General features: G+C 65.9%; 26 protein-coding genes and 1 pseudogene. 13 read left to right on the top strand and 14 right to left on the bottom strand.

Annotated elements, in window-relative coordinates; translation table 11 throughout:
- Positions 1 to 55: 55 nt before the first annotated feature.
- The 4 genes from AC6LJW_RS06980 (at position 56) to AC6LJW_RS06965 (ending at position 1,865) form a co-directional block, all read left to right on the top strand.
- The gene (locus tag AC6LJW_RS06980; protein ID WP_498086847.1) at positions 56 to 481 is read left to right on the top strand and encodes a c-type cytochrome; all 426 of its coding nucleotides are present in this window, start codon (positions 56 to 58) and stop codon (positions 479 to 481) included.
- Positions 478 to 1,326, top strand: coding sequence for a c-type cytochrome (locus tag AC6LJW_RS06975; protein ID WP_498086846.1), 849 nt, complete (start codon positions 478 to 480; stop codon positions 1,324 to 1,326). The genes AC6LJW_RS06980 and AC6LJW_RS06975 overlap by 4 nt, the downstream gene beginning before the upstream one ends.
- Before the next feature lie 84 nt (positions 1,327 to 1,410).
- Complete coding sequence (locus tag AC6LJW_RS06970; RefSeq protein WP_056561692.1) at positions 1,411 to 1,671, top strand: hypothetical protein; 261 nt, start codon at positions 1,411 to 1,413, stop codon at positions 1,669 to 1,671.
- Positions 1,668 to 1,865 carry a hypothetical protein gene (locus AC6LJW_RS06965; RefSeq protein WP_427987909.1) on the top strand — a complete coding sequence of 66 codons (198 nt, stop codon included), beginning with the start codon at positions 1,668 to 1,670 and terminating at the stop codon, positions 1,863 to 1,865. The genes AC6LJW_RS06970 and AC6LJW_RS06965 overlap by 4 nt, the downstream gene beginning before the upstream one ends.
- Positions 1,866 to 1,912: 47 nt before the next feature.
- On the opposite strand, the gene AC6LJW_RS06960 is transcribed toward AC6LJW_RS06965, so the two are convergent.
- The 4 genes from AC6LJW_RS06960 to AC6LJW_RS06945 all read right to left on the bottom strand — a co-directional run bounded on the left by AC6LJW_RS06960 (position 1,913) and on the right by AC6LJW_RS06945 (position 6,611).
- Positions 1,913 to 2,389 (bottom strand): hypothetical protein, encoded by a 477-nt coding sequence (locus AC6LJW_RS06960; RefSeq protein WP_498086845.1) that lies wholly within the window; start codon positions 2,387 to 2,389, stop codon positions 1,913 to 1,915.
- Positions 2,386 to 3,900 (bottom strand): PepSY domain-containing protein, encoded by a 1,515-nt coding sequence (locus tag AC6LJW_RS06955; protein ID WP_498086844.1) that lies wholly within the window; start codon positions 3,898 to 3,900, stop codon positions 2,386 to 2,388. Before AC6LJW_RS06955 ends, AC6LJW_RS06960 begins: the two co-directional genes overlap by 4 nt.
- 13 nt (positions 3,901 to 3,913) lie before the next feature.
- On the bottom strand, positions 3,914 to 6,025 hold the full coding sequence (locus tag AC6LJW_RS06950; RefSeq protein WP_498086843.1) for a TonB-dependent receptor: 2,112 nt from the start codon (positions 6,023 to 6,025) through the stop codon (positions 3,914 to 3,916).
- A gap of 181 nt (positions 6,026 to 6,206) precedes the next feature.
- Positions 6,207 to 6,611, bottom strand: a complete 405-nt coding sequence (locus AC6LJW_RS06945) for a DUF2946 family protein (protein WP_427987916.1) — start codon at positions 6,609 to 6,611, stop codon at positions 6,207 to 6,209.
- A 113-nt stretch (positions 6,612 to 6,724) separates the two neighbouring features.
- Here AC6LJW_RS06945 and AC6LJW_RS06940 point away from each other — a divergent pair, with 113 nt between their 5' ends.
- Positions 6,725 to 7,432 carry an acetoacetate decarboxylase family protein gene (locus tag AC6LJW_RS06940; protein WP_498086842.1) on the top strand — a complete coding sequence of 236 codons (708 nt, stop codon included), beginning with the start codon at positions 6,725 to 6,727 and terminating at the stop codon, positions 7,430 to 7,432.
- A gap of 7 nt (positions 7,433 to 7,439) precedes the next feature.
- On the opposite strand, the gene AC6LJW_RS06935 is transcribed toward AC6LJW_RS06940, so the two are convergent.
- From AC6LJW_RS06935 to AC6LJW_RS06920, 4 genes are all read right to left on the bottom strand, one after another.
- Complete coding sequence (locus AC6LJW_RS06935; protein WP_369818943.1) at positions 7,440 to 8,042, bottom strand: PaaI family thioesterase; 603 nt, start codon at positions 8,040 to 8,042, stop codon at positions 7,440 to 7,442.
- Positions 8,039 to 11,143 carry an efflux RND transporter permease subunit gene (locus AC6LJW_RS06930; RefSeq protein WP_498086841.1) on the bottom strand — a complete coding sequence of 1,035 codons (3,105 nt, stop codon included), beginning with the start codon at positions 11,141 to 11,143 and terminating at the stop codon, positions 8,039 to 8,041. The genes AC6LJW_RS06935 and AC6LJW_RS06930 overlap by 4 nt, the downstream gene beginning before the upstream one ends.
- A complete protein-coding gene (locus AC6LJW_RS06925) occupies positions 11,140 to 12,249 on the bottom strand; it encodes an efflux RND transporter periplasmic adaptor subunit (protein WP_498086840.1) in 1,110 nt (369 codons plus the stop codon). The genes AC6LJW_RS06930 and AC6LJW_RS06925 overlap by 4 nt, the downstream gene beginning before the upstream one ends.
- A 74-nt stretch (positions 12,250 to 12,323) precedes the next feature.
- Positions 12,324 to 12,941, bottom strand: coding sequence for a TetR/AcrR family transcriptional regulator (locus AC6LJW_RS06920; protein ID WP_498086839.1), 618 nt, complete (start codon positions 12,939 to 12,941; stop codon positions 12,324 to 12,326).
- 88 nt (positions 12,942 to 13,029) lie between these two features.
- Between AC6LJW_RS06920 and AC6LJW_RS06915 the strand changes: the two genes are divergently transcribed.
- From AC6LJW_RS06915 to AC6LJW_RS06905, 3 genes are read left to right on the top strand one after another with little or no spacing between them, the layout of a single operon-like run.
- Positions 13,030 to 14,484, top strand: coding sequence for an efflux transporter outer membrane subunit (locus AC6LJW_RS06915; RefSeq protein ID WP_498086838.1), 1,455 nt, complete (start codon positions 13,030 to 13,032; stop codon positions 14,482 to 14,484).
- A 19-nt stretch (positions 14,485 to 14,503) separates the two neighbouring features.
- Positions 14,504 to 15,007, top strand: coding sequence for a DUF2231 domain-containing protein (locus AC6LJW_RS06910; protein ID WP_235512042.1), 504 nt, complete (start codon positions 14,504 to 14,506; stop codon positions 15,005 to 15,007).
- A 38-nt stretch (positions 15,008 to 15,045) separates the two neighbouring features.
- On the top strand, positions 15,046 to 16,326 hold the full coding sequence (locus tag AC6LJW_RS06905) for a PQQ-dependent sugar dehydrogenase (RefSeq protein ID WP_427988014.1): 1,281 nt from the start codon (positions 15,046 to 15,048) through the stop codon (positions 16,324 to 16,326).
- 19 nt (positions 16,327 to 16,345) lie between these two features.
- Here the strand turns inward: AC6LJW_RS06905 and AC6LJW_RS06900 are convergent, their stop codons facing one another.
- Both AC6LJW_RS06900 and AC6LJW_RS06895 read right to left on the bottom strand, forming a co-directional pair.
- Positions 16,346 to 16,474, bottom strand: a complete 129-nt coding sequence (locus AC6LJW_RS06900) for a hypothetical protein (protein ID WP_427987926.1) — start codon at positions 16,472 to 16,474, stop codon at positions 16,346 to 16,348.
- A 39-nt stretch (positions 16,475 to 16,513) separates the two neighbouring features.
- Positions 16,514 to 16,660: pseudogene (locus AC6LJW_RS06895) on the bottom strand (YdcA family protein); the annotation flags it as partial.
- Between the two features lie 187 nt (positions 16,661 to 16,847).
- Between AC6LJW_RS06895 and AC6LJW_RS06890 the strand changes: the two are divergent.
- Complete coding sequence (locus tag AC6LJW_RS06890) at positions 16,848 to 17,414, top strand: type 1 glutamine amidotransferase domain-containing protein (protein WP_056561663.1); 567 nt, start codon at positions 16,848 to 16,850, stop codon at positions 17,412 to 17,414.
- A gap of 53 nt (positions 17,415 to 17,467) precedes the next feature.
- Here the strand turns inward: AC6LJW_RS06890 and AC6LJW_RS06885 are convergent, their stop codons facing one another.
- Complete coding sequence (locus AC6LJW_RS06885; protein ID WP_056561661.1) at positions 17,468 to 17,800, bottom strand: cupin domain-containing protein; 333 nt, start codon at positions 17,798 to 17,800, stop codon at positions 17,468 to 17,470.
- A gap of 64 nt (positions 17,801 to 17,864) precedes the next feature.
- Positions 17,865 to 18,845 (bottom strand): tripartite tricarboxylate transporter substrate binding protein, encoded by a 981-nt coding sequence (locus AC6LJW_RS06880; protein ID WP_427987929.1) that lies wholly within the window; start codon positions 18,843 to 18,845, stop codon positions 17,865 to 17,867.
- 155 nt (positions 18,846 to 19,000) lie between these two features.
- Between AC6LJW_RS06880 and AC6LJW_RS06875 the strand changes: the two genes are divergently transcribed.
- The gene (locus AC6LJW_RS06875; protein WP_056561658.1) at positions 19,001 to 19,885 is read left to right on the top strand and encodes a LysR family transcriptional regulator; all 885 of its coding nucleotides are present in this window, start codon (positions 19,001 to 19,003) and stop codon (positions 19,883 to 19,885) included.
- A 26-nt stretch (positions 19,886 to 19,911) separates the two neighbouring features.
- Here AC6LJW_RS06875 and AC6LJW_RS06870 read toward each other — a convergent pair whose 3' ends face one another.
- A complete protein-coding gene (locus tag AC6LJW_RS06870) occupies positions 19,912 to 20,829 on the bottom strand; it encodes a LysR family transcriptional regulator (RefSeq protein WP_056561656.1) in 918 nt (305 codons plus the stop codon).
- A 142-nt stretch (positions 20,830 to 20,971) separates the two neighbouring features.
- Between AC6LJW_RS06870 and AC6LJW_RS06865 the strand changes: the two genes are divergently transcribed.
- The gene (locus tag AC6LJW_RS06865; protein WP_498086837.1) at positions 20,972 to 21,376 is read left to right on the top strand and encodes a RidA family protein; all 405 of its coding nucleotides are present in this window, start codon (positions 20,972 to 20,974) and stop codon (positions 21,374 to 21,376) included.
- A 51-nt stretch (positions 21,377 to 21,427) separates the two neighbouring features.
- On the opposite strand, the gene AC6LJW_RS06860 is transcribed toward AC6LJW_RS06865, so the two are convergent.
- Complete coding sequence (locus AC6LJW_RS06860; RefSeq protein ID WP_427987932.1) at positions 21,428 to 21,886, bottom strand: MaoC family dehydratase; 459 nt, start codon at positions 21,884 to 21,886, stop codon at positions 21,428 to 21,430.
- Positions 21,887 to 22,022: 136 nt separating this feature from the next.
- On the opposite strand from AC6LJW_RS06860, the gene proP reads away from it, so the two are divergent.
- Both proP and AC6LJW_RS06850 read left to right on the top strand, forming a co-directional pair.
- Positions 22,023 to 23,555 (top strand): glycine betaine/L-proline transporter ProP, encoded by a 1,533-nt coding sequence (gene proP / locus AC6LJW_RS06855; RefSeq protein ID WP_056561648.1) that lies wholly within the window; start codon positions 22,023 to 22,025, stop codon positions 23,553 to 23,555.
- Positions 23,556 to 23,566: 11 nt separating this feature from the next.
- Positions 23,567 to 24,445: a PhzF family phenazine biosynthesis protein gene (locus AC6LJW_RS06850; RefSeq protein ID WP_498086836.1), complete on the top strand. Its 879-nt coding sequence runs from the start codon at positions 23,567 to 23,569 to the stop codon at positions 24,443 to 24,445.
- Positions 24,446 to 24,536 lie beyond the last annotated feature (91 nt).

Here is a 24,536-nt window from a genome sequence, read left to right as displayed (position 1 = left end):
AAGAGTTGCTGGCGCCTCGAGATTCTGCGCAGACAGCGCGATAGAGGAGACGGCCTTGCGCCGGATTGCCCGACCCAACCGCCTGCTACCGGCCCTGGCTGCGATGTTGCTGCTTGGCGCTTGCCAGGACGACAAGCGGCCGCTCTTTCCAGCGGATGCGGCGGGCGGCTTGCGCGAAGGGGCCGATCCCGACCGTGGCCGCCGGCTGATCGCCGAGCGCGGCTGCACCGCCTGTCACACCGTCCCCGGCGTCAGCGGTCCTCCGTCCCGTGTTGGCCCGCCTTTGGGCAACATGGCGCGGCAGGCGTACGTGGCCGGGCTGCTGCCCAACACCCCCGAAAACCTGGTGCGCTGGCTGATGGATCCGCCCGCCGTGAATCCCCGGACGGCCATGCCCGGCACGGGCTTGCAGCACGCGGACGCCGAGGATATCGCCGCCTATCTGGTGCGGCGTGCAGACCGCAAGGCGAGGGCGCCATGAAGCGCTGGACGCGCACGGCCGCGGTCACGCTTGTTGCCGCCGCCGCGACCGCCGGGGCGGTGGGTGGCGCTGTTGTGTACTTCGGCGCGTACGACGTGACCGCCACGTCGCCGCACACCACGCCGGTGCACCATCTGCTTGATGTCGCGTTGACGCGGGCCGTGAAGATGCGGTCGGCCGACATCGTGGCGCCTGAACTGGACACGGCCGAACGCATCCAGAACGGCTCGCGCCTGTACCGCGCCCACTGCGCCCAATGCCACGGGGGACCGGGGGTGGCGCCGCAGCCGTACGCGCTGGGGCTGAACCCGGCGCCCGCCGCGCTGGTTGCTACCGCGCGGATGCGAACGGCGGCCGAGATCTTCTGGGTTACCCGGCAGGGCATCAAGATGACCGGCATGCCGGCTTGGCAATACCGCCTGACCGACGACGAAATATGGGACGTGGTGGCGTTCCTGCGCGTGTTGCCGGGTTTGTCCGCCGACGATTATCGGCGCGCGGAGGATGACCAACCGCCCGCCACACCGCTTGAAAAGGTCCAGCCCGCGGCCCGGGTAGGAGACGCCCGGGCCGGCCGCGATGCGCTGCAGCAATATCTTTGCGTGACCTGCCATGCGATTCCGGGCGTGCCCGGAGCGTGGAACTACGTGGGCCCGGCGCTGGACCAGATGGGCGACCGGCCATACATCGCGGGCGTCCTGCCCAATACGCCCGCCAACATGGAGCGCTGGCTGCGCAATCCGACAGACGTCAAAACGGGCACGGCCATGCCCGACCTGGGTGTCAGCGAACAGGATGCAAAGGACATCGCCGCGTTCCTGCGCACATTGACCGAGGGGCCGTGAACCGCTTGTCTCCGTCAAAGGGTTCCGCGTGCAGGAACGGCACTTGCTCGCCTGCCAATCACCTTGATGCACCGGAGCTTTTCCATGACGCAACCCAAGTCCGACAGTGCCCGAGAATCCATCCCCGGCCAGCCCGACGTTAACAAAGGCGCGCTGCGGCCATCCGGCCATGCCACGACCCCGGAGCCCGTGCCGGACGTCGACCACCCGCCGCGCGCGCGCAGCCATGATCAGCCGGGCTTCGATCAGGCCGTGGCCCAGGAAGAAGCCGAGGCGCGTAGTGGCAGGCTGCCTGGCAGCAACGACACGCGTCCCGCCCCGGACCGCGATGAGGAAGAGAAATGATCGTTGAAGTCTTTCAGCGCGCGGATGGCCACTGGGGTTTTCGTGGCATCGCCTTGCTGGGCGTTCAAGAGGACGGGGGGTCCTATGCGACACGCGACGACGCCGCGGCAGCCGCCAGCGTCGCCTACCCGGGCGAGACGGTCTCCGAGGTCGACGCGTCTATGGATACGCCGCCTCGACCTCACTCGGATTGACGCCGCATCAATAACGTGGGGGCCGCGTCGGTACTGCGCGCCCCGCGTCAATATCGCCCGGCGGCCAGCACGTCGTGCAGATATCCGTCCGCGTCCGGGCGTGCGGTAAGCATGTGCCGCACCCACGCGTCGCGTTCATGCGCGATCACGGCCAGTTCCCATACGCAAGCCAGCGCGGGCGCGTTGACCGGCGCAAACGCGTCCGGCCGGGCCAGCGGCGCCGACAGCATGCGCTGGCACACGATGCCGCCGGAGATCCACCAGTCCACGAGCAGCCACACGGCTTCCTCGCCCACGTGCGCAATGCAGTAACCAAGACCATGGGTGCGCGGACCGTCAGCGTGTTCGTCCAGTACGTCGCGCACGGTGGCGCGGACTGACGCCGTGACGTGCTCGGACAGGATCGGACGCGCAACGTCCGGGTCTCGATGGATGCCGTACGCCTTGATCGAATGACCTGCCTCGCGCCACACGCCCAGCGTGGCAATGCGGCGGGGGGAATAAGGTTCGGGAGGAAGCGTCATCTTGTGCCTTGCGATCGGGGATGGCGCGATTCTACCGGCGCGCCGCGCGCCCAGCCCAGCCGCCGCGCGCCCAGCACGATGCCCGTCGCGGACACGGCCAGGCCGCCCAGGCTCAACAGGATAAGCGCCAGGTCCCGACCCACGCCGGCATTCAGCAGGGCGGGCGTATCCCAGCTATGCAAAAAGTAGAAGAGCCAGCGTCCGGCCCGCTGCGCGCGGGACAGGCTGAGCACCGGGTCGCCCGTGCGCAGGTCCACGTAGACGCGGTCGCCGGCCGGTGTGTCGAAATCCAGCCGAAGGACCGGCAGTCCGCGCGGGGCGCCGCCGTTCATCGCTTCGGCGTGGCGCGCGTAGTAGTAGGCATCGTAGTGATCCAGCAACGTCGCCTGGACAGTCGCGCCAGGAAACAGCGCGCGCGCGGCAGGAAGCACGGCGTCAGGCTGCCACGTCGTCTGCACAGTCAGGCCGCCGTCCTGCCGGCGAACGATTCTGCTCTCGGCCATCGCGTCGCGCGCCAGCACGTACGGCTGGTCCGCCATCCGCCGCCATTCGAGCTGGACCGGATGAAATCCCGTGTCGTGCAAGGCCTGCAGCACCGGCCGCGGATCCGCAATCGGCGCGGCGCGTTGCGCGCCCGCCATGGCTTGCCGATCAGGTCCGGGATCGGAGCCGGCGAATAGCCCGCCCGGATTCATCGACATCAGCCCGCTGAAGATCCACGTGCAGACAAATGCGCTGAAGGCGACCCCGATGATGTGGTGCCAGCGCATCCAGGATTCGCGGTACGGCGTGCGCGCGCCCGTTTTGTAGCGGCCGCGAAAGCGCCAGCGCCACACGCCGACGACCGTGCCGCTGACCGCCAGCACGGTGCAGACGGCCGACAGGATGATCACCATCCAGCTCCATACCGGATCGACGGAGCGGTCGCGCGCCATGTACAGCCAGTGCAGCCACGCGCCAACGTAGTTCCAGCGCTGCTGCGCGATCGGCGCGTCCAGCACGACTTCGCCCGTCGCTGACGACACATACAGCGTGCCTGCCGCGTCGCCCTCCACGCGCACTTTATGCAGCGGGCGATGGCGGTCCAGCCCGCGTGAATGTGTCCAGCGGTCCTCGTCGATCAGGCCCGCATGCCGGGGCGTGCCCGCGGGCCAGAATGCTTGCGCCGCGGCGATGGCCATGTCCGCCGTCACCGCGCCACCGGCCTGCCCGGTTCGGGCGGACCAGGCGCGCGGGCCGTCCGGGGTTGGCACGATGTAGGTCGGCTCACCGCGCACCGACGTCAGCACGGCAAGCGTGCCGCCGGCCTGCGCCGCGTCCAACGGGCGCAAAACGTCCGCCGCCAGCACGGGCAGGCTGACGAATCGCTCTTCGGGCGTCAGCTTCGGGTAGCCGACATACAGCATGACGATGCCGCTGAGAAACCACGCCAGCATCAGCAGGCAGCCGCCCACCCCCAGCCAGCGATGCGCCAGGTAGGTCAGCCTGCGCAGGCGCGCCTTGACGTCCATGGTCGCGCCTCGCTCAGAAACGGTGGTTCAGCGTCAGCTCGAACCGGCGGCTTGGCCCATACATCCATTGGGTGTTGGTGTAGTAGGCGGTCGTGAAGTACGCGCGGTCGAAGATGTTGAAGCCCCGGGCCGTGATGGCGGTGTCCTTGTTCACGTCCCAGCGCAGCGCCAGGTCGGTCGTGGTGTAGGACGGCAGTTCGATGGTGTTGGCGCTGTCCGCATAGCGCTTGCCCACGTAGCGCATGCCGCCCATCGCGGTCCAGCCCGGCTGGAAGTTCCAGCTCAGCCACAGGTTCGCCAGGCGTTGCGGCACATTGGGCGGGACATTGCCCGCGCGCGACACGGCCGCGCCGCCGACGGACTCGGAGAAGTCGTCGTACCTGGCTCGCAGCACGGTGGCATTGGCGTCGATGGTCCAGCCAGGCGCGACCGCCAGCGACAGCGACGTTTCCAGCCCGCGCGACGATTGCTCGCCCACCTGAACCCGAAGGCTCGGATCATCGGCGTCGCGCGACAGCAGATTGGTCTTGCGGATCTCGTACGCCGCCAAGGTCCACTCGCCGCGCCCATCCATGAAATTCTGCTTCAAGCCGATCTCGATCTGCTTGCCGCGCGACAGATCGAACGACGCGTTGGACGGGCTGATCATCAACAGCCCGCTGACTGGGTCGGCGGCTTCCGCGTATTGCGCATAGACGGCCAGATCCGGAGTCACGTCATACACGGTGCCGATGCGCCAGCCCACGTCGGAAAACGTCTTGGACAGGGCCCGCTGACCAGTGACCAGGTCGTCGCGCGTAACCTTCGCGTGGTCGTAGCGCAGGCCGCCGATGAGGGACCACTTGCTGGTCAGCGCCAGGCGGTCTTCCATGAACAGGGCGAACTGGTCGGCCTTGTTGCGGTAACGCGGAATGAACGGGACGTCGCTCTGGTACCGGCCGTGATCCGGGTCATACGGATCCACCGATCCCGAACTGCCCGTGTACGTGTTGTTGATGTGTTTGAACGTGGCGTGGTTGACGTCGAAACCCACGGACACCGTGTTGTCCAGGCCGGCCAGCGTACCCTTGAAGACGGCGCTCGTCGTCAGGCCCGTCTGGGCCTGGTCATGCGTGATCTGCGTGTTGTCCGATCGGTCGATCAGGCTGGTCGCGGGGTTGTAGACGTAGCGTTCGGCATTGCGCCAGTCACGGTCGCTCTGCACGTGGTAAAGGCGCGCGCGCACCGTGGTCGCATCGTTCGGCGTCCAGACGGTGTCCAGTTGCGTCCACTGGTCGCGAAAGCGCATGAAGCTGTCGGCGACGTTGTAGTTCTGTTTGCGCACGGCGTCGTCCTGCTCGCCGTTGATCATCGGCGTGCCGAAATACCGCATCGGGCGCTGATAGCCGTACGCATAGCTCAGCGTCATGTTCAGGTCGGGCGTGGCGTCCCAGCGCAGCGCGCCCGAGAACGTCGCGTCGCCCGACTGGCCCCGGGCGACATAGCCGTCCGTGTAGTTGCCGCTGACATCCAGGCGATACGACAACGTATCGCTGAGCGCGCCGCCGCTCCCCAGGCCCAGCCGTGCCGTGTCCTGCGTGCCGATCGTGGCCTGCACTTCGTTCTGGATCGGCCCGCGGGTGGGGCGCTTGGGGATCACGTTGACGACGCCGCCGATCGCGCCGTCGCCGTAGATGACGGAGGCGGGCCCGCGCAGCACCTCGATGCGCTCGACCGACCACGTGTCGAACGGAAACGTCAGGCCGACGCCGCCATATTGGCGCAGTCCGTCGTACAGCCGCATGACCGACGTGCTGTCGGTGAAGCCGCGCACCGACAGGGCGCTGTTGCCGTTGCCGGGGTGGGGAGCGGCCGAAAAGCCGGGTGCGCGGGTGATCGCTTCGATCACGCTGGCGTCGCCGCGGGACTCGATCTGTTCCCGCGAAATGATGTCGACGCTCGCGGGCGTCTGCATGGGTGTGAGGCCGAGATTGGAGCCGGTGGATGCCTCGGTGGTAAGCGCGGTTTCCGTGCCGCCGACCACGGTGATGGGGGCGAGGGTGGCAGGAGCGGTTTGGGCGGCGGCGTTGAACGCGGCCAGGATCAGCGTCGTGCCGAGGCACGCGTGCGAGCGAACGATGGTCAAGATGACCCCTCTTCTTTGTCTTCGACATGATCTGCCGCCGGCATGAAAGGCCGGTCGGCAAAGCGCGGGCGAAGAGGGGATGGCCGTGCAGGCGGCGCCGATGCGCTGGCGCCGTGGTGATGGCTTACGGGGGCTCCCGCTCTTCGCTGCCGTGCACGGCCTCAGGCGCGTGCGCGGCGGATCAGGAAGACAGGGAAGGCGGGGCGCGTGATCCGAGGGGCGGCCCCAGGGCCGGAAGCGGCGGCGTGGCCCGGTAGACGGGGATTTCGGGCGCGGCGTAAGCGGCGCGCGCTGACAGCACGGGCGCAAGCCCCGTGTCCGGCAAGATCGCGTGCGCGGCGAGGGCGCCAAAGGCGCAGGCCTCACCAGCAACGTGCTTCGAATCCTGCTCTCCCGGCAAGTCGAACGTCACGTTCATCGTGCCGCCGGCTTCGCACAGCGTCAGCATCAGCGAGGTCGTGGACGGCCCCGCCATGTAGCCGGTCGGGATGAAAGCGCGCAGCACGAAAGCGGCCATTGCCAGGCAGACGAGCAAGCGCCAAGGCAGGCCGCGGGGCTGAAACGCAGAGTCCCGGTGAATCGACATGGGCAGGATTCTATTACAGAACCTTACGCATTCCGTCCGAATGGAAAGGCATGCGGCGTTCGGTCGCGGGGCGCTTACTATCGGCCGATACCGCCTCACAGGAGTTCGCCAGCATGATTCCTCCTTCGAACGGCATTCCGCCCGGCATGGCTGCCGACACCTCACATTCCGATGCGCCTTCGCCGTATCCGCAGGCGCCCTGGAACCTGCAGGGCCATGCGCTCATCAGCGCGTGGCGGGTGCCGCTGGCCGATCTGCCGCAGCAGGCGCCCGGTGATGCCCGCGTGGTCACGTTGGGACGCCATGCCATCTGCACGACCGTCTGGACGGCTTATGAACCTGGCGGCACGCTCGTCTATAACGAGCTGCTTTTTGCGACGGCGGTACGTCACGCGGGATTGCTCGCACCCGCGTGTACCGTGGGCCCGATCTGGGTGGACGACGAGGCTGCCGCCGAGGGGGGCCGCAAATTGTGGGGGATCCCGAAGCGCATTGGCCATTTCGAGCCGCTGCGTGCGTTGGGCGCGCCCGGTGAGCCTGCTGCGCTGACGCAGGCGTCGCTTATTGCGGAAGGGCGGCCCGCGGCCAGCGTGCATTTCCGCCCCGGCCCGCGCCTCGCCGTACCGCTACGCTTCGCGGTGTGGACCGTGCAGGACGGGCCGGCAGGGCTGATCCGCACGCGCTGCACGCTTCGGGGAACGCTACGTTTCGGGACGGCGCACTGGCGCCTGGCTGAAGACGGTCCGCTGGGGTTTCTTGCGCGGCGCCAGCCGGTGGCCAGCGCGTGGTTGGAACGGATGTCGATGTCGTTTGGGGTGTAGCGATGCGCTATGCACGCCGGTCAAATACAACGCAGGTGGTGGTGGCGTGCGCATACAGCTTGCCGTTTTCGTCCTCCACCCGCGCCTGCGCCGTGGCGATCTGCATGCCGCTGTGTATCAGCGTCGCGGCGGCGCGAAGCGCGCCAGTGGACGGCGCAGCCGCGCGTACGATGTTGACGCTGAGTTCGACCGTCGTGTAGCTCCGGCCCTCCGGGAGCGCACTCTGGATCGCACAACCCAATGCCGAATCCAGCAGAGTCGAGAACCAGCCGCCATGGACGGTGCCGAACGGATTGCAATGCCGCAGCTCGGGGATGCCGAGAAATACGGCCCAGCCCGAGTCCGCTTCCACGAGCGTCATGTTCGTGGTGTCGTTCATCGGCGGGTAGGGCAGCTCGCCGGCCATCATGGCGTGCAGGATCTGTAAGCCCGTCATGCCGACGATCTGATCTGGACGGGCGAAATCGGGCTTGCCCCCGCCTGCAAGCATCCTCGCAAGTGCGGCCTGGCGCTGAGCCGCCCAGCCAGTCTGTTGATTCCTGTACATACGAACCCCCTCGTCGTGAAGCCCCCGGCGGGCAGCCGCCACGCCGGAGGTGGTGTGGATCAACTGGTCATAGCCCGGGAAACAATGGGTTCAGCGGCGTCCCGCGCGGCGGCCGGACGGATCTTGAACCAGATAGCGTACATGGCCGGCAGGAACACCAGCGTGATGATGGTCCCGGCGAACGTGCCGCCGATCAGCGTGTAGGCCAGCGTTCCCCAGAACACCGAATGCGTCAACGGGATGAAAGCCAGTATCGCGGCCAGCGCCGTCAGGATCACCGGCCGCGCTCGCTGCACCGTCGCCTCGACCACCGCGTCGAAGGGCGCCAGGCCTTCCTGTTCGTTATGGTGGATCTGGCCGATCAGGATCAGCGTGTTGCGCATCAGGATTCCGGACAGGGCAATCAGTCCGACCAGCGCATTGATACCGAACGGCTGCTGAAACAGAAGCAGTGTCGGCACGACACCGATCAGGCCGAGCGGGCTGGTCGCAAACACCATCACCATGGCGGCGATGGATCGCACCTGCAGGATGATGATGAGCAGGGTGACGGCGATCATGATGGGAAATAGCGGCAGCATGGCGGCGCTGGCCTTGGCGGATTCTTCGATGGAGCCGGCCTGTTCGATGCGATATCCCGCTGGCAGGTCATTGATGACCGGCTGCAGCTGCTTGAAGATCGCGGTGGAAACGTCAGGCGGCTGAAGCCCTTCCGCGATGTCGCCGCGCACCGTAATCACCGGCGTGCGGTCGCGGCGCCGCAGGATCGGATCCTCCATGCGGACATCAATCGTTCCGACCTGCGACAGGGGCACGCGTTGGCCTTCGGTCCCCACGAGCGTCAGGCCGGCGATCTTGGCCGGATCTAGACGGATGTCACCGGCGGCTCGGCCGACCACCTCCACCGAGCGGATGTCTTCGCGAACGTTGGTGAGGGGCACGCCACTCAACAGGAATTGCAACTGCAAGGCCACCGAGCTGGAGCTCAATCCCACCGCCTGAAGCCTGTCCTGGTCCAGCGTGAAGTGCAGGGCGGGAACACGCGCGCCCCAGTCGGTGTTCACGGTGCGCATCATGGGATCCGCCTGCATGATCGACTGGACGCGTGCGGCAATCGTGCGAAGCTTGCCGGCGTCAGGCCCCATGACGCGGTAGGCGACCGGGAACGGCGAGGGCGGGCCGAACACGATCTGGGTGACGCGGACCTGCGCCTGCGGCGCCAAGCCGTCGGCGATAGCCTGGCGCAGCCGGAACTTGAGCGCTTCGCGTTCCTTGTCATCCCCCGTCAGGATCACGATCTTGGCGAATGACGGGTCCGGCAGCTCGGGCGCCATGGCCAGAAAGAAGCGCGGCGCACCTTGGCCGATGTAGGCGGTGACGATCCTGGCCTCCGGCTGCCGGGCGAGCCATGCTTCGACTGACGCTGTGGCCTGGCTTGTCTGTGCGATGGACGTGCCGTATGGCATCTGCACTTCAACGAGCACTTCGGGCCGATCCGAAGTGGGAAAGAACTGCTTGTTGACCAGGCCCATGCCCACCACGGCAAGCGCAAAGACCGCGACCACCGTTCCCGCGACCAGCCATTTGCGGCCGATGACGTGCCGCAGCAGGCGCCGGAAGCGGTTGTAATGGCGGGTGTTGTAGATGGCGTGGTGTCCGCCTTCAATCTTCTTTATGTCCGGCAGCATCTTCACGCCCAGATACGGCGTGAAGAACACCGCCACTACCCATGACGCGATCAGCGCAATGCCGACGATCCAGAACATGTTGCTGGTGTACTCCCCCGCGGTCGAAAGCGCGAAACCGTTCGGCATGAAGCCGACCGCGGTGACCAGCGTGCCCGACAGCATGGGGGCGGCCGTGTGGCTCCACGCATACGCCGACGCCGCGATCCGGCTGTAGCCTTCTTCCATCTTGACCACCATCATTTCGATGGCGATGATGGCGTCGTCCACCAGCAGGCCTAGCGCCAGGATCAACGAGCCAAGCGTGATGCGGTCGAAGTTCTTGCCCGAGGCCGCCATGATGACGAACACCGCTGCCAGGGTCAGGGGTACGGCGGCGGCCACCACGACGCCGACGCGCCATCCCATGCTGATAAAGCACACCAGCATCACGACCAGCAGTGCGACGAAGAACTTGACCATGAATTCGTCGACGGCCGCGCTGATGTTGACCGCCTGGTCCGTCACCTTGGCCAGGCTTATGCCGAGCGGTAATGCGGCATTGATCTTGCCGACCTCCTTTTCGAGCGCGCTGCCCAGCTCAAGCCCATTCCATTCGTCACGCATGACCACGCCCAAGAGCAGCGCAGGCTCGCCGTTGCTGCGCACCAGGAAAGTGGCTGGATCTTCGTAGCCGCGTTCTACGGTCGCCACGTCCGCCAGCTTCAGCGTACGTCCCTGGCCACTGACGGGCGTCTGGCGGATCTTGTCCAGGCTGTCGAACGCGCCGTCCACACGCAGGAACACCTGGGGCCCCTTGGTTTCGATCGACCCCGCGGGCGTAAGGACGTTCTGAGCATTGAGCGCCGCAAAAATGGCTTGCGGATCGACGCCGAGCGTAGCCAGACGGTCATGGGAGAACGACACGAAGATGCGCTCGGGCTGCTCGCCGATGATGTTCACCTTCTTGACGCCGGGCACGTGAAGCAGTTGTTGGCGCATGACCTCGGCGTCGCGCGCCAGCAGGCGCTGAGGCTCGCCCTTCGCCTTGAGCGCATAAAGGGCAAAAGTGACGTCCGCGTACTCGTCATTAACCATCGGCCCGATGACGCCGGAAGGCAGGCGCTTCGTTTCGTCGGCGAGCTTTTTGCGTGCCTGATAGAACGCTTCCTGCACCTCCTTGGGCGGCGTGCTGTCCAGCAGGGACACCATGGTGAACGCCAGGCCCGGCCGCGTGAAGGTTTCGGTTCGGTCATACCACCGCAGTTCCTGCAGCCGCTTTTCCAGCGGTTCGGCAACCTGATCCTGCATTTCCTGCGCGGTCGCGCCGGGCCATGCCGTCACGACGGTCATTTGCTTGATGGTGAAGGGTGGATCCTCGGCACGGCCCAGTTGGAAAAACGCGAGGATCCCGGCAACCGAGACGAGAAGAATCAGGAACAGCGTGATTGAGCGTTCGCGCACGGCGAGTGCGGACAGGTTGAAGCGGCCTTCGCTCATCGACGCACTCCCACGATGGCGGCAGCATTCTTCTCCTCGAGCCGGACTTGCTCGCCTTCATGCAGCAGATGCGCGCCCAGGGACACGACACGTTCGCCGGCCTTGAGGTCGCCGGCGACACGCGCCACATCGTCGCTCAGGCCGTGCACCTGGACGGGCCGCCGCGCCACCTGGGCCGGCGTGCCGTCCACCACCACCCAGACGCCCGGACCTGCTCCGGTGTCGAATACCGCGCCAATCGGTACCTGCAGCATGGGCGTGCCGTGCGGCGACTGCTGAATGTCGATCGTGACAGTGGCCCCCAACGGCGCAGGGGCCAGCGCGCCTTCCAGCACGTATCTGGCCTCGAACGTCCGCGTGACGCGATCCGCCGCATGGGACAGTTGCCGCAATATGGCGGGCGCGGGGGAATGACGGTCGCCGTACAACGTCGCCAGGGCTGCGGAACCCACTGACGGCCGTAATGTCTCGGGCAGGTGCACGATGGCTTCGCGCTGGCCGGCGCGCGCAAGCCGCACGACGGGCTGCCCGGCGGCAACGACCTGGCCGGGTTCGGCCAGCGTTTCCACGAGGACGCCGTCCGCGTCTGCCACCAGCACCGCATAGCTAGACGCGTTCTTCGCGACGTTGGCCCGCGCTTCGGCCGCCTTCAGTTCCGCGCGCGCCGTATCGGCCGCGGCCTTGATCTGCGCATAGGCAGACGCTGACACGGCGCCTTCCGCAACGAGGCCGCGATAGCGGGCGTCGTCGTTGATGGCCTGCTTGGCGCGAGCATGCGCCGCGGCAACCGCCTCTTGCTGCGCACGGGCTTGCAGGCCCAGGTCCTCCGGATCCAGCCGCATGAGCGGCTGCCCGCGGGTCACGGTTTGACCAGTATCGGCGAGGCGCTCCAAGACCTTGCCCGACACGCGGAATCCCAGATCGCTTTGAACGCGCGCCGCCACGACTCCCGTGAAGGACCGCGCCGACGCGGATGCGTTTTGCGCCACACCGACGCGGACAAGCGGGAGATCGAGGCGGGGATCTGATGGAGGGCTATCGCCGCATGCCGAGAGGGCGAAAGGCAACAGGCAAAAGGCAAACGGGGCAAGCTGGCGCCGAAACATGGGAAACCATCCTCACAAAGAAGGTCCCCATTCTATACAAGTGACCAATAAGGTCAATGGTCACTACAAAATATTTACGGCGCCAAGCTGCGCAGTATCAGGCTGGACAGTTGCACCGTGGCTTCCGTGCCATTCGCCAGGTTGTGCTGCAGGAGCAGGGGATTGATATACGGCCGCATGACGAGGTAGATGGCGTCGGCCGTTTCGTCCAGGGGCGTCTTGCGTTCGAAGTCGCCAGCTTCCCGGCCTTCACGGATCACCTGCAGGATGAGGCCCTTGATGTGCGCCTCATAGGCCTGCGCGGATGGCCAAGACTCGCTGGCCGAGGTTCGCGCAATGTCGTAAAGCTTGCTGTCGTGGAAGAAGAGCTGGCTGCCAGCATCCACCAGCGCCTTGAACATGCGGCGCAGCCGGTCCGGCGCGGACCGCGCGTCGGCGACGGCCGCGTCCACCGCGACCATGATCGTGTTCAGGCGGTTGGCGCAGATGACCTCGCCGATCGCCTGTTTGGAGTCGAAGAACTTGTAGATATAGGCCTTGGAGAACCCGATGGCCTTGGCTAGGTCGGAAACCGTGGTCTTGTCGAAACCGTACAGGCCGAAGTACTCGGTGGCGGCTTCGACGATCTGATCGCGGACGTCGTGATCGGAGGGGCCTCGCGGCTGAAGGGCGGGGGATGATGCTTTCGTCATGCGTGCAGCTTAACCTGCGGGATTTTTGTTGACAACAAGTGACCAAAACGTATTATAGTCACCATAAATTTACGCTTGAAGGATTCGCATGCGTGCCCGTCATTCTCTTGTCTTGCTCGGCGCCACCATGTTGGCCGGGTGTGTGGCAGGTCCTGATTACCACCGGCCCGAGACGCCGCTTCCCGACCACTACACGCAGTCTCCAACCCGGCACGCGGGATCGGGGGCCGTGCAAGACCTGGATACGTGGTGGCTTCAGTTCGACGATCCGATGCTGGCACGCTACGTGTCATTGGCGATCGCGCAGAACCTGGATCTGGCGCAGGCGGCGGCGCGCGTGACGCAGGCGCGTGCGGGGTTGGGCGCGGCGAACGCGGCCTTGCTGCCATCGGCCTCCGTGCGCGGCCTGGCTGCGCGGTCGCATCAGTCGCTCGAGACGCCGCTGGGGCAAGTGGCCAGCAGCACGCCCGATTACGACCGCTGGGGCAATCAATACGAAGCGAATCTCGAGGCCAGCTGGGAAATCGACATGTTTGGGGGCCTGCGGCGTGGCCGCGAGGCGGCAATTGCCGGACTTCAGGCCTCGGATGCGGTGGCGACGGCAACCCAGCTCGCGGTAGCCGCGCAAACCGCGGATACCTATATTGCGATCCGTGGCCTCCAAGCGCGGCTGGAAATCGCTCAGCGGCAGGTCAGGACGCAGCAGGAGCTTGTCGCCAAGGTAGCGCTGCTGCATGAACGCGGGCTGGCTGCGGAATACCAGGTGCGTCAGGCGGATGGCGCGCTGTCGCAAGTAGAGGCAACCATTCCGGTCCTGCAAAGTGGACTCGATGCGGCCATGAACGCGCTGGACGTCGTGCTGGGGGCGGTGCCCGGCACGCATCGCACTGAATTGGCGGCGCATGCGCCGATACCCGCCGTACCCCGAATCGAGAACATGGGCTCTCCGGCGAATCTGCTCCAACGCCGGCCCGACCTGATCGCGGCCGAACGCCGGTTGGCGGCCGCCAACGCCCGGATTGGCGAGGCCGTCTCCGAGTTCTATCCGAAGTTCTCGTTGAGCGGCTTGCTGGGTAGCGCTACGAACGTATCGAGTGGCAATCTGTTCTCTGCCGGTGCAAGCCAATCCGCGGGCGTACTCGGTCTGCGCTGGCGACTTTTCGACTTTGGCCGCATCAACGCGCAGATAGAAGTGGCGAAGGGCCAGGAGGCCGAGGCGCTGGCGGCGTATCGCCTGGCAGTCCTGCAGGCGACGGAAGATGTCGAGAACGCGTTTTCCGCACTGGTCCACCGCGCCGAACAGTCCGTAGTGCTGACCCGAGGCGAAGACGCGCTGACGCATGCGCGCGCGTCATCGTTTGCAGCCTACAAGCGCGGCGCCGCCAGTCTGCTCGACGTGCTGTATGCAGACACGTCGCTCTTGCAGGCATCGGACGCCCGGGCGCAGGCCCAAGTTGAAGCGGCGCGCGCAGCGGTAGCTGCATACAAGGCGCTGGGGGGCGGCTGGCGTCCGGATGCGCCGGCGCAGATCGCCAAGCGCTGAGCTGCGAATCGCTTTGTAAATGGCGCAGGAACACCACTTGCTGCGCCGACCTCCACGGGCCTCTGATCCGGCCCGCAACTCACGAGGCGATCCAGTGACCCCACTCATCGAAAATCGGTACGCCCTTACCGTGCGCCCCATGCCTGCGGTGTTCCTGGCCGGAATGTTTCCCTTGTTTCTCGGCGCGGCACTCGCGGATGCTGCCTATGCGCAGACTTTTCACATCCAATGGAACAATTTCGCCTCCTGGCTGTTGGTCGGGGGCCTGCTGTTCGGCGCGATAGCGCTGCTGTTTGCCATCGTTGATCTTTTCCGGGCCACGCAACGCGCGCGCGGCATCGTGCCCTATGCCGTGGTGCTGCTGGCGGCCTGGCTGGTGGGTCTTTTCAACGCGCTTCTGCACGCCCGCGACGCGTGGGCAAGCATGCCCACCGCGTTGATTCTGTCTGCGGTGGGCGCTGCGCTGTCGCTGCTGGCGCTCTGGCTGGGTTTTCGCACGCCGCACATCCGGGGGCCGCTATGAAGCATCTACGACTGATTGCCGGGCTGCCGCTGCTGGTGATGGCTGGGGTGTGCAGCGCGCAGGCCGGAGGCCAATATGGGCCTTCCCCCGATCTGCCCAAGCCCGAACGTGGCCTGCTGCCCGATATGGTCATCGCGAAGCCTTCCCCCTGGGGCGATAAGCTGCCCACCGTTCCCGAGGGCTACAAGATTTCGGCCATCGCCACCGATCTGAAGATTCCCCGGCAGACGCTCGTGCTGCCCAATGGCGATATTCTGGTGGCCGAAGGCCGCGGCGGCAGTGCCCCCGATCTCAAGCCCAAGGACGTGATTGCGGCCGTCATCAAGGCCCGGGGCACCAGCCCGGTCAAGGGCGGAAACCGGCTGACGCTCCTGCGCGACCCGGAAGGCGACGGCACGTATGAGGCCTCGGTCTTTGCTGAAAACCTCAACGCGCCGTACGGCCTCGCGCTGATCGGGAACCAGCTTTATGTCGCCAATCAGGACGCCCTGGTGCGGTTCGAGTACCAACCTGGGCAGACCAAGGCGAGCGGACCGCCCGAAGTCGTCACGCCGCTGCCGTCGGAAATCAACCATCACTGGACCAAGGCGCTGACCGCCAGCGCCGATGGGCAGTATCTGTACGTGGGCATTGGTTCCAACAGCAACATCACCGAACGCGGCATGACGGCTGAAGTTGACCGCGCACGGGTCTGGCGCGTGAATGCCAGCACCGGCGAATACAAGACCTACGCCACGGGGCTGCGCAATCCGACCGCGCTCACGATCCAGCCCGACACCGGCCAACTGTGGGCCGTGGTCAACGAACGCGATGAGATCGGTCCCGACCTGGTGCCCGACTATCTGACGACGGTCAAGGAAGGCGCCTTCTACGGCTGGCCCTACAGCTACTGGGGCAAGAACGTGGACGATCGCGTCCGGCCGCAGGATCCGGCCAAGGTCGCGTCGGCCATCGCACCGGATTACAGCCTGGGCTCGCACGTCGCGGCGCTGGGCGTCGACTTCTCGGCCGCGTCGATGGGCGATCGTTTTGCGAACGGCGTCTTCGTCGGCGAGCACGGAAGCTGGAACCGCAAGGATCCGGTGGGCTACAAGGTGGTCTTCGTTCCGTTCACGGATGGACGGCCGTCCGGCCCGCCTGTGGACTTCGTCGCGGGCTTTCGCGACAGCGACGGCACGACGCGCGGCCGCCCGGTGGGCGTAACGGTGGACCCGCAAGGCGCGCTCATCGTTGCCGATGACCTGTCGAACACGATCTGGCGAGTCACCCCCGCGCAGCCTGCGCAGGCGCCCAAGCCGGTCGCTGCGGCGCGGCCTTAGCGATCAGCGAGCGCAGCGCCTACTTTCTGAGATAGGACTTCTTGCCGCTGTCCGAATAGCAGAACGTGCCGCCGCGCGGGCCGGTGCAATACTGGCCGTCGCGGCAATTGCAGGAACCGGTCGAGCTGGCGGCCGGCGTCTTCGACATGAGAGACGAGGCGCCGCTGTCCGGACTGGAGCAGATTCGCTTTGACGCGCTGATGGACCCATCGCGGCAAAGAAACTGTTCGCCCACGCAGCGCTCCACGCCGCCCTTCTTTCCGGAGCACGGGTAATTGGCAGCGCTAGCCGCCGCTGAAAAAAACAACAACGTCAACCACAGCACCAAACGCATATCCAGCCTCACGACGAATGGAACCTGATCGAATCTTCAGGTCGGCGGGGCGGGATGTGCGCCTTGCCGGGTCGCAATCATACGCGCACCCGCCGCCGACGCGGCATGGCACTTGCTGCCCGTGTGCGTCGCGCCCCGGGGTTCTGATTCCGCCTGTCCATACCGGGGGCACTAAACAGGAGCAAACATGGCAACACTTCAAGACGTCAACATCGCCATTCTGGCCGTCGATGGATTCGAGCAGGTCGAGCTCACCGGCCCGCGCCACCGTCTGCACGAGGAGGGCGCCCGCACGGTCCTGGTGTCCGCCCGCACCGACCCGATCCTGGGCTTTCATCACGACAAGCCCGGCGATCGGTTTCCCGTGGACCTTACGTTTCTGCAGGCGGCGTCGGAGCCGGACGTCTTTGACGCGTTGCTCTTGCCCGGCGGCGTGGTCAATGCCGATGAAATCCGGATGCAGCCGAAGGCGCAGGAGCTGGTGCGCGCGTGCTTTGATGCGGGCAAGCCGGTCGCGGTCATCTGCCACGGCGCGTGGCTGCTGATTTCTGCTGGCGTCGTCAAGGGACGCAGGATGACCAGTTGGCCGTCGCTGCAGGACGACCTGCGCAATGCAGGCGTTGAGTGGGTGGATGAGGAGGCCGTCGTCGACGGCGTATTGGTGTCCAGCCGCAAGCCCGACGATATTCCCGCGTTCAATGAGGCCTTCATCGGTGTGCTGCGAAAGGCGGTCGAAAGGCGTTCGCGCGGATAGGCTGGCAGGCGGCAACTACACAGGGAAAAAGAAGGCGCCCGCGGCGGTTAACGCTACGGGCGTTTCAATGCCACCGTCACCAGTACCGACGCGTTCTCCAGCGCAAAAAGCGAATGCGGCGCGCGGGCGGGCAGGTACATCAGGCGGCCGGCATCCAGGATGTGCGTGGCGCCCTCGGTCGAGACTTCCACGCTGCCCTCCAGGCACTGAAGGGTGATCTCTCCCTCGACGTCGTGTGAAGGCATGGTCTTGCCGGCCAGCAGCACCAGGCGCATGACCTCAAGATCCTCGGACTTGAAAAGCGCGACCGACTGCTTCTGCGCGAGCGCCGCGCCATAGGGCTTCAGATCGATGACTTGTCCGGGATCCGCGTGTTTCAGGGCCATGATGAACTTCCTTCGCTGGGAGGGGAGGATCCCACGATACCCCAGGCCGGCGCCACGCGGCCGATCAGTTGATCTTGATGCCGCGTTCCTTGACCAGGTCCTTCCATTGCGCCGTCTCCTTGGCCAGGTGGTCGCGCAGCGCATCCGGCGTGCTGCCGATCGGCTCGGCCCCGATCGAATCGAGCGTCGCCTTGACCTTGGGGTCTGCCAGCGCCGAGCGCATGGCGTCGTTCAGCTTGGCCACCACGTCCGGCGGCGTGCCCGCGGGCGCAAAGGCGGCGAACCACGGCATCAGCTCATAGCCCGGCACGCCTGCTTCCTGCAGGGTCGGCACGTCGGGCAGGGCAGCCGAGCGCTTGGTCGTGGTGACGCCCAGCGCGCGCAGCTTGCCGCTGGCAATGTGCGGCTTGGCGGACGTGATGCTGTCGAACATGTAGTCGACTTGCCCGCCCAACAGGTCGGCGACGGCCGGGCCGCTGCCCTTGTACGGCACGTGCAGCATGTCCACACCCGTCATCGACACGAACATCTCGCCGGCCAGATGGATCGACGTGCCGACGCCCGCCGAGGCGTACGTGTAGTGCTTGGGCTGCGCCTTCGCCTTGGCGATCACGTCCTGCACGCTGGTCGCGCCGGTGCGTGCCGGGTTGGTGACCAGCACGTTCGGCACCACGGCCAGCAGCGAGATCGGCGCGAAGTCCTTGATGGGGTCGTAGTTCAGGTCCTGGTACAGCGCGGGATTGACGGCCATGCCGTTGGCGACGATCAGGATGGTGTAACCGTCCGGCTTGGCGCGCGCCACGGCGGCCGCGCCGATATTGCCGCCCGCGCCCGCGCGGTTTTCCACGATGAACGACGTGTTGAGCTGCTTGCCCAGAGATTCGCCCAGCGTGCGCGCGATGCTGTCCATCGCACCGCCGGGCGGGAAGGGCACGATCCACTTCACCGGGTGGTCGGGATAGGCATCGGCATGCGCCGCCGCCGCGCCAGCCAGTAGCGACGCGGCCAGCAACGCGCGGGCGAAGGGTTTGAATATAGGGCGCATGGAGGTCTCCGTGTTTTTTGACATTGGCGGCGATGCGGACCCGATTCATACTCTGGCCGACCGCGCCTGAACGATGGAGGCAGTATCGCTTGCCTTTTTTCAAGGCGTCCAAGACTATATGGGTTTCAATTCATACCTTCAGGGTCTTAATCGTCATGGAGCTCAGGCACTTGCGCTATTTCCAGGCCGTGGCCGAGGCCGGCAGTTTCACGCAGGCGGCCGCGCGGCTGCACATCGCGCAGCCGCCGCTCAGCCGCCAGATCAAGCAGCTGGAGGAAGAGCTGGGCGTGCTGCTGTTCGAGCGCACCACGCGCGCACTACGCCTGACCGAGGCGGGCCGATTTCTGCTGGAGCAATCGCGCCTGTTGACCGCGCGGCTGGATGAAGTGCTGGAAGGCACGCGCCGGTTGGGCCAGACGGAGCGGCGATGGTTCGGCATCGGCTTCGTGCCGTCCACGCTATACGGTTTCGTGCCGGAACTGATCCGCCTGCTGCGTAGCGCGGACGAACGGGTCGAAGTGGGCCTGATGGAAATGAACACCTTGCCGCAGCTCGAAGCGCTGAAGGCTGGCCGCATCGACCTGGGTATCGGCCGCATCCTGCTGGACGACCCGGCTATCGAGCGCCGCGTGCTGATGACCGAACCCTTGTTGGCCGCCGTGCCGCTGCATCACCCGCTGGCGGGCCAGGGCAGCGTCTCGGTCGACCGGCTGGCGCGCGAGCCCTTCGTCCTGTATCCGGCGCGTCCGCGGCCCAACTACGCGGATCACGTACTGGGCCTTTTTCGCGCCGCCGGCCATTCACTGCAGGTGGCGCAAGAAGCCAACGAACTGCAGACCGCCATCGGGCTGGTCGCGGCCGGACTGGGCGTTACGGTGGTGCCCGCGTCCGTGCAACGGCTGCAACGTCAGGACGTCGCGCACGTGCGGATCGAAGCCGACGCCTTCGTGTCGCCCGTGATCGTCAGCTATCGCAAGGACGATGCATCGGTGTTCCTGGCGCGGGCGCTGGAACTGGCGGGGGAACTCGCAAAAGAATAGGGACGTCGGCGCTGGGGGCTCCCGCGCTATCGTCCGCCCGCAGGCGAATACGCGCCCACCAGTTCGATGATCCAGTCGATGAATGCGCGCAATTTGGCGCTGACGTGGCGGTTGGGCGGAAACGCCACATACATGGGCATCGGATCCATCCGCCAGTCTTCGAAGACCGGCACCAACTCGCCTTGTGCAAGATGCGGCGCGGACATGTAATCCGGCAGCCACATCACGCCCATTCCGGCCAGGCCGGCCGCCAGGTACGCATTGCCGTCGTCCACGGCCAGCACGTAGCGGCCATGCACGTTGACGACTTCGTTGCCGCGGCGCATGGCGTAGGGCAGTGCGCGCCCCGTGCGTTGCCACAGGAAACCGACGATGCGATGGTGCGTGTCCTCAAGCTCGCGCGGGTGCGCGGGCTTGCCGGCCAGCTTCAGGTACGAGGGCGCGGCATACACGCCCAAACGCAGGTCGCCGACGCGGCGGGCCATCAAGGATTGGTCGGTCAGCTCGCCGCCGCGCACGACGCAGTCGACGTTTTCACCGATCAGGTCGACGATGCGGTCGCTGACGCCCATGTCGAGCTGGATGTCGGGATAGCGCGTGTGGAAGGCGGGCAGGGCCGGCACCAGCACCATGCGCGCCAGCGGACTGGGCACGTCCACGCGCAGGCGGCCGCGCGGCGCTTCAGCGGCGCTGGACAGGCTGGTCTCGGCGTCGTCCATGTCGGCCAGCAGCTTGATCACGCGCTCGTAATACGCCGCGCCGTCGGCCGTGACATTGACCTTGCGCGTGGTGCGGTTCAACAGACGCACGCGCAGGCGCGCTTCGAGCTGCTGCACGAGTTGCGTGACGCTGGTCTTGCTCATGTGCAGGGTTTCGGCCGCCTTGGTGAAGCTGCCGGTCTCCACCACGCGCGCAAACGCGGTCATTGCGTCAAATCGGTCCATGGCTGCTCCGGATGGGATCGGGATTGTTTGGATTCTACAAATAGTGATGGATGAAGTTGGCCGTTTATCCGTGCGGCGGGCGCTTTTACAGTTTGCCTATGTCAACGCGGGCGGTCTGAAGCCCCACCTCTTGGAGAACCCCATGAACAACCGTGACGTCGTTTTTCCTCCTCATCGCCACGCGCTTTACGAGCGCAACCGTTATTCGCCGGCCGTGCGTTCCAATGGCTTTCTGTTCGTGTCCGGCCAGGTCGGCAGCCGCGATGACGGCTCGCCCGAGCCCGATCTGCGTCAGCAGGTGCGCCTGGCATTCCAGAACCTGAACGCCATCCTGAACGCGGCGGGCACCTCGTTCGACGACGTGGTCGATGTGACGGTCTTCATGGTCGATCCGCAGTCGCAGTTCGAGACCATGTGGGAAGTGGTGCCCGAGTTCTGGGGCGAGGCGCCGTATCCGAACATCACGGCAGTGGGCGTGACCTGGCTCTATGGATTCCAGTTCGAGATCAAGGTCATCGTCAAATTGCCGGAGGGCGTGGCGGCGTGAGCGTGCGGCCGGCCGGACCGTGGGCCGGATCATGACGGGCCGATGATCCGCTCATGACCGGCGGAACACGACGACCTTGCTCGTCAATTTCTGAAGGGCTTCGTCCCGCTGGTTCGACGTGACCGATTCCACGACCACGATGGCGCGGTCGGGCTTGGAGCGGGACGGCGTGATGCTCAGCACCGTGCTCGTCACCTTGACCACGTCGTCGGGACGGGTGGGCTGCGGCCAGATCACTTCAGCGCCTGCGCCGATCACGCCGCGCGCCACGGGAAAGCTCTCGACCAGCAGCTTCATGGTCAGCGCCGCCGTATGCCAGCCGCTGGCCGCCAGGCCCTGGAACAGCGTATCGCGCGCCGCGTCCGGATCCAGGTGAAAGGGCTGCGGGTCGAATTGCGAGGCAAAGGCGATGATCTGCGCCGCGTCCAGGGCGTGGGTCTTGCTGACGAAGACGTCTCCGACGGACAGGTCTTCAAGATAGATCAGCGGCGGCTTGTGGGTATCGGTCATGGGGGGGGCTCCGGCGGGCGTCTGACTGGTGGGGCATTATGGGCGCGCGCCCGCCACTCCCGCAATGCCGGGGGGCGATGACCGTCGCCAAAATCGGGTCCATAATCGGCATGTCCCGTTTTATGGATGTCGCACCATGGCAGAAACCCCCACGTCGTCGCAAGAGATCCGTCCACTGGAGATCGGCGACATCACGGTCATCGACAACACCAAGCTCAAGAAGGCCGTGACGGCCGCGGCGCTTGGCAATGCGATGGAATGGTTTGATTTCGGCGTCTATGGCTTTGTCGCCTTTGCGCTGGGCAAGGTGTTCTTTCCCGACGCCTCGCCCGCCGTGCAGACCATCGCCGCGCTGGGCACGTTTTCCGTGCCTTTCCTCGTGCGGCCGCTAGGCGGCGTGTTCTTCGGCATCATGGGCGATCGCTTCGGGCGCCAGAAGGTGCTGTCGCTCACCATCATCATCATGGCCATCAGCACGTTCTGCATTGGCCTCATTCCCGCGTATGCCACGATCGGCCTGTGGGCGCCGATTCTTCTCTTGGCGTGCAAACTGGCGCAGGGCTTTTCAGTGGGGGGCGAATACACCGGCGCGGCCGTGTTCGTGGCCGAGTACGCGCCCGACAGGCAGCGCGGCTTCCTGGGAAGCTGGCTGGACTTCGGCTCGATCGCCGGATTCGTCGTGGGCGCGGGCATGGTCGTGCTGCTGCAAACCATGCTGGGCGAGCAGACGTTCCTTGACTGGGGCTGGCGCATTCCGTTCTTCGTGGCCGGACCCCTGGGCCTGCTGGGCTTGTATCTGCGCCATGCGGCCGAGGAAACGCCGGCCTTCACGCAGCAGCTTGAACGGATGGAAAAAGAAGACCGCGACGCCGTGCAGGAAAAGCCGACGGTGTCGTTCCGCGAGATCTTCAGCAAGTACCGCCGCGCGTTGCTGGTCAGCATCGGCATGGTGCTGGTGACCAACGTCACTTACTACATGCTGCTTACCTACATGCCAACGTATCTGTCCGGCAGCCTGGGTTATACGGAAGGTCACGGCGTGCTCATCATCGTCGTCGTGATGGTGGGCATGCTGTTCGTGCAGCCGGTGGTGGGCTTCATCAGCGACAAGATCGGCCGCAAGCCTTTCCTGCTGGCTGGCAGTCTGGGCCTGCTGGTCACGGCGATGCCCTCGTTCTTCCTTATCGCCAGCGACAACACGGCGCTGATCTTTCTCGGGCTGCTGCTGATCGCGATCTTCCTGAACTGCCTGATCGGCATCATGGCGGCCACGCTGCCCGCGCTGTTTCCCACGCGCATCCGCTACAGCGCGCTGGCCAGCTCGTTCAACGTGGCCATCATCTTTGCCGGCCTGACGCCCACGGTGGCTGCGTGGCTGGTGGAAGAGACCGAGAACCTGATGATGCCCGCGTACTACCTGATGGTGGCGTCGGTCATCGGGCTCATCACGTCGTTCTTCCTGCCCGAAACGGCCAACCGGCCGCTGCGCGGCGAAACGCCCACGGCCTCCAGCCGCAAGGAGGCAAAGGTGTTGCTGCAGCAGGCCTACGAACACATCGAGCAGAGCGTGCAGGACGTCGATGCCGAGATCGCGGCGCTGGAGGAAAAACTCGAGGCGCTGCGGGCGCGCCGCCAACGGCTGGCCGACAGTCATCCGGATATTGAATAAAGGAGCGGGACATGAGCGTGCCATTCAAACAAGTGGATGTATTCACCAGCGAACCCTATCGCGGCAATCCTGTCGCGGTGGTGCTGCAAGGGCAGGGCCTGTCGGACGAGCAGATGCGGCGCATCGCCAACTGGACGAATCTGTCGGAGACCACCTTCGTGCTGCCCCCCACGCAGCCCGGCGCCGATTACCTGGTGCGCATCTTCACGCCGCAGGCCGAGCTGCCCTTCGCAGGGCATCCCACGCTGGGCACCGCCCATGCGCTGCTCGAAGCCGGCATCGTCGCGCCGCGCGGCGGCAAGCTCGTGCAGGAATGCGCGGCGGGCCTGATTGATCTGTCGGTCACGGACGCGGCCGGCGGCAGCCCGCTCATCGCCTTCACGCTGCCGGAACCCAGCCTGGCCGAGCTTGGCGCGGAGCTGGTCGATGAAATGGAAGCAATACTGGGCTCGGCGGTGATCCACGATCCGGCCCCCAAGCTGGTCAACGTGGGCCCGGTGTGGACGATTGCGCAATTGCCCAGCGCGCAGGCGGTGCTGACGCTGCGGCCGGACTTTGCGCGCATGGCCGACTTCGACCGCCGCAACAACGCAGCCGGCATCGTCGTGTACGGCGCGTATGGCGAAGGCGCGGAAGCCGCCATCGAGGTCCGGGCGTTTGCGCCCAGCCTGGGCGCAAACGAAGACCCGGTATGCGGCAGCGGCAATGGTTCGGTGGCGGCGTTTATCCGGGACGCGGGACAGGTGACGCAGTTCGGGACGGAGTACCTCAGCACGCAGGGCGCCGTGGTCGGGCGGTCGGGCAGGCTGAACATCTCGTTCGATGCGGGCGGCGCCATTCGCGTGGGTGGGCAGTCCGTGACCTGCATCGACGGGCGCATCGCGGTTTGAAACGGGGCCGGCATGACCGCGATGCGTGCCCGGTTTTCTGCGGGCGCAGCGTGGTCTATGCTTGAACGTCGCGCATTGCAGCAAGGTTTGA

The organism is Achromobacter sp. 1012554356 (assembly GCF_059760815.1).
The sequence above is the reverse complement of the archived record's forward strand: the minus strand, read 5'-3'. Positions and strand labels throughout refer to the sequence as shown.

Excerpts from the sequence above, each read along its gene's own strand:
- AC6LJW_RS06885 (WP_056561661.1), bottom strand. The coding sequence starts at position 17,800 with ATGGCCCTGAAACACGCGGATCCCGGACAAGTCATCGATCTGAAGCCC.
- AC6LJW_RS06970 (WP_056561692.1), top strand. The coding sequence starts at position 1,411 with ATGACGCAACCCAAGTCCGACAGTGCCCGAGAATCCATCCCCGGCCAG.
- AC6LJW_RS06945 (WP_427987916.1), bottom strand. The coding sequence starts at position 6,611 with ATGTCGATTCACCGGGACTCTGCGTTTCAGCCCCGCGGCCTGCCTTGG.
- AC6LJW_RS06860 (WP_427987932.1), bottom strand. The coding sequence starts at position 21,886 with ATGACCGATACCCACAAGCCGCCGCTGATCTATCTTGAAGACCTGTCC.
- AC6LJW_RS06900 (WP_427987926.1), bottom strand. The coding sequence starts at position 16,474 with ATGTCGAAGACGCCGGCCGCCAGCTCGACCGGTTCCTGCAATTGCCGC.
- AC6LJW_RS06905 (WP_427988014.1), top strand. The coding sequence starts at position 15,046 with ATGGCTGGGGTGTGCAGCGCGCAGGCCGGAGGCCAATATGGGCCTTCC.
- AC6LJW_RS06955 (WP_498086844.1), bottom strand. The coding sequence starts at position 3,900 with ATGGACGTCAAGGCGCGCCTGCGCAGGCTGACCTACCTGGCGCATCGC.
- AC6LJW_RS06915 (WP_498086838.1), top strand. The coding sequence starts at position 13,030 with ATGCGTGCCCGTCATTCTCTTGTCTTGCTCGGCGCCACCATGTTGGCC.
- AC6LJW_RS06875 (WP_056561658.1), top strand. The coding sequence starts at position 19,001 with ATGGAGCTCAGGCACTTGCGCTATTTCCAGGCCGTGGCCGAGGCCGGC.
- AC6LJW_RS06865 (WP_498086837.1), top strand. The coding sequence starts at position 20,972 with ATGAACAACCGTGACGTCGTTTTTCCTCCTCATCGCCACGCGCTTTAC.
- AC6LJW_RS06910 (WP_235512042.1), top strand. The coding sequence starts at position 14,504 with ATGGCGCAGGAACACCACTTGCTGCGCCGACCTCCACGGGCCTCTGAT.
- AC6LJW_RS06870 (WP_056561656.1), bottom strand. The coding sequence starts at position 20,829 with ATGGACCGATTTGACGCAATGACCGCGTTTGCGCGCGTGGTGGAGACC.
- AC6LJW_RS06880 (WP_427987929.1), bottom strand. The coding sequence starts at position 18,845 with ATGCGCCCTATATTCAAACCCTTCGCCCGCGCGTTGCTGGCCGCGTCG.
- AC6LJW_RS06930 (WP_498086841.1), bottom strand. The coding sequence starts at position 11,143 with ATGAGCGAAGGCCGCTTCAACCTGTCCGCACTCGCCGTGCGCGAACGC.
- AC6LJW_RS06940 (WP_498086842.1), top strand. The coding sequence starts at position 6,725 with ATGATTCCTCCTTCGAACGGCATTCCGCCCGGCATGGCTGCCGACACC.
- AC6LJW_RS06850 (WP_498086836.1), top strand. The coding sequence starts at position 23,567 with ATGAGCGTGCCATTCAAACAAGTGGATGTATTCACCAGCGAACCCTAT.
- AC6LJW_RS06890 (WP_056561663.1), top strand. The coding sequence starts at position 16,848 with ATGGCAACACTTCAAGACGTCAACATCGCCATTCTGGCCGTCGATGGA.
- AC6LJW_RS06925 (WP_498086840.1), bottom strand. The coding sequence starts at position 12,249 with ATGTTTCGGCGCCAGCTTGCCCCGTTTGCCTTTTGCCTGTTGCCTTTC.
- AC6LJW_RS06920 (WP_498086839.1), bottom strand. The coding sequence starts at position 12,941 with ATGACGAAAGCATCATCCCCCGCCCTTCAGCCGCGAGGCCCCTCCGAT.
- proP (WP_056561648.1), top strand. The coding sequence starts at position 22,023 with ATGGCAGAAACCCCCACGTCGTCGCAAGAGATCCGTCCACTGGAGATC.
- AC6LJW_RS06965 (WP_427987909.1), top strand. The coding sequence starts at position 1,668 with ATGATCGTTGAAGTCTTTCAGCGCGCGGATGGCCACTGGGGTTTTCGT.
- AC6LJW_RS06960 (WP_498086845.1), bottom strand. The coding sequence starts at position 2,389 with ATGACGCTTCCTCCCGAACCTTATTCCCCCCGCCGCATTGCCACGCTG.
- AC6LJW_RS06975 (WP_498086846.1), top strand. The coding sequence starts at position 478 with ATGAAGCGCTGGACGCGCACGGCCGCGGTCACGCTTGTTGCCGCCGCC.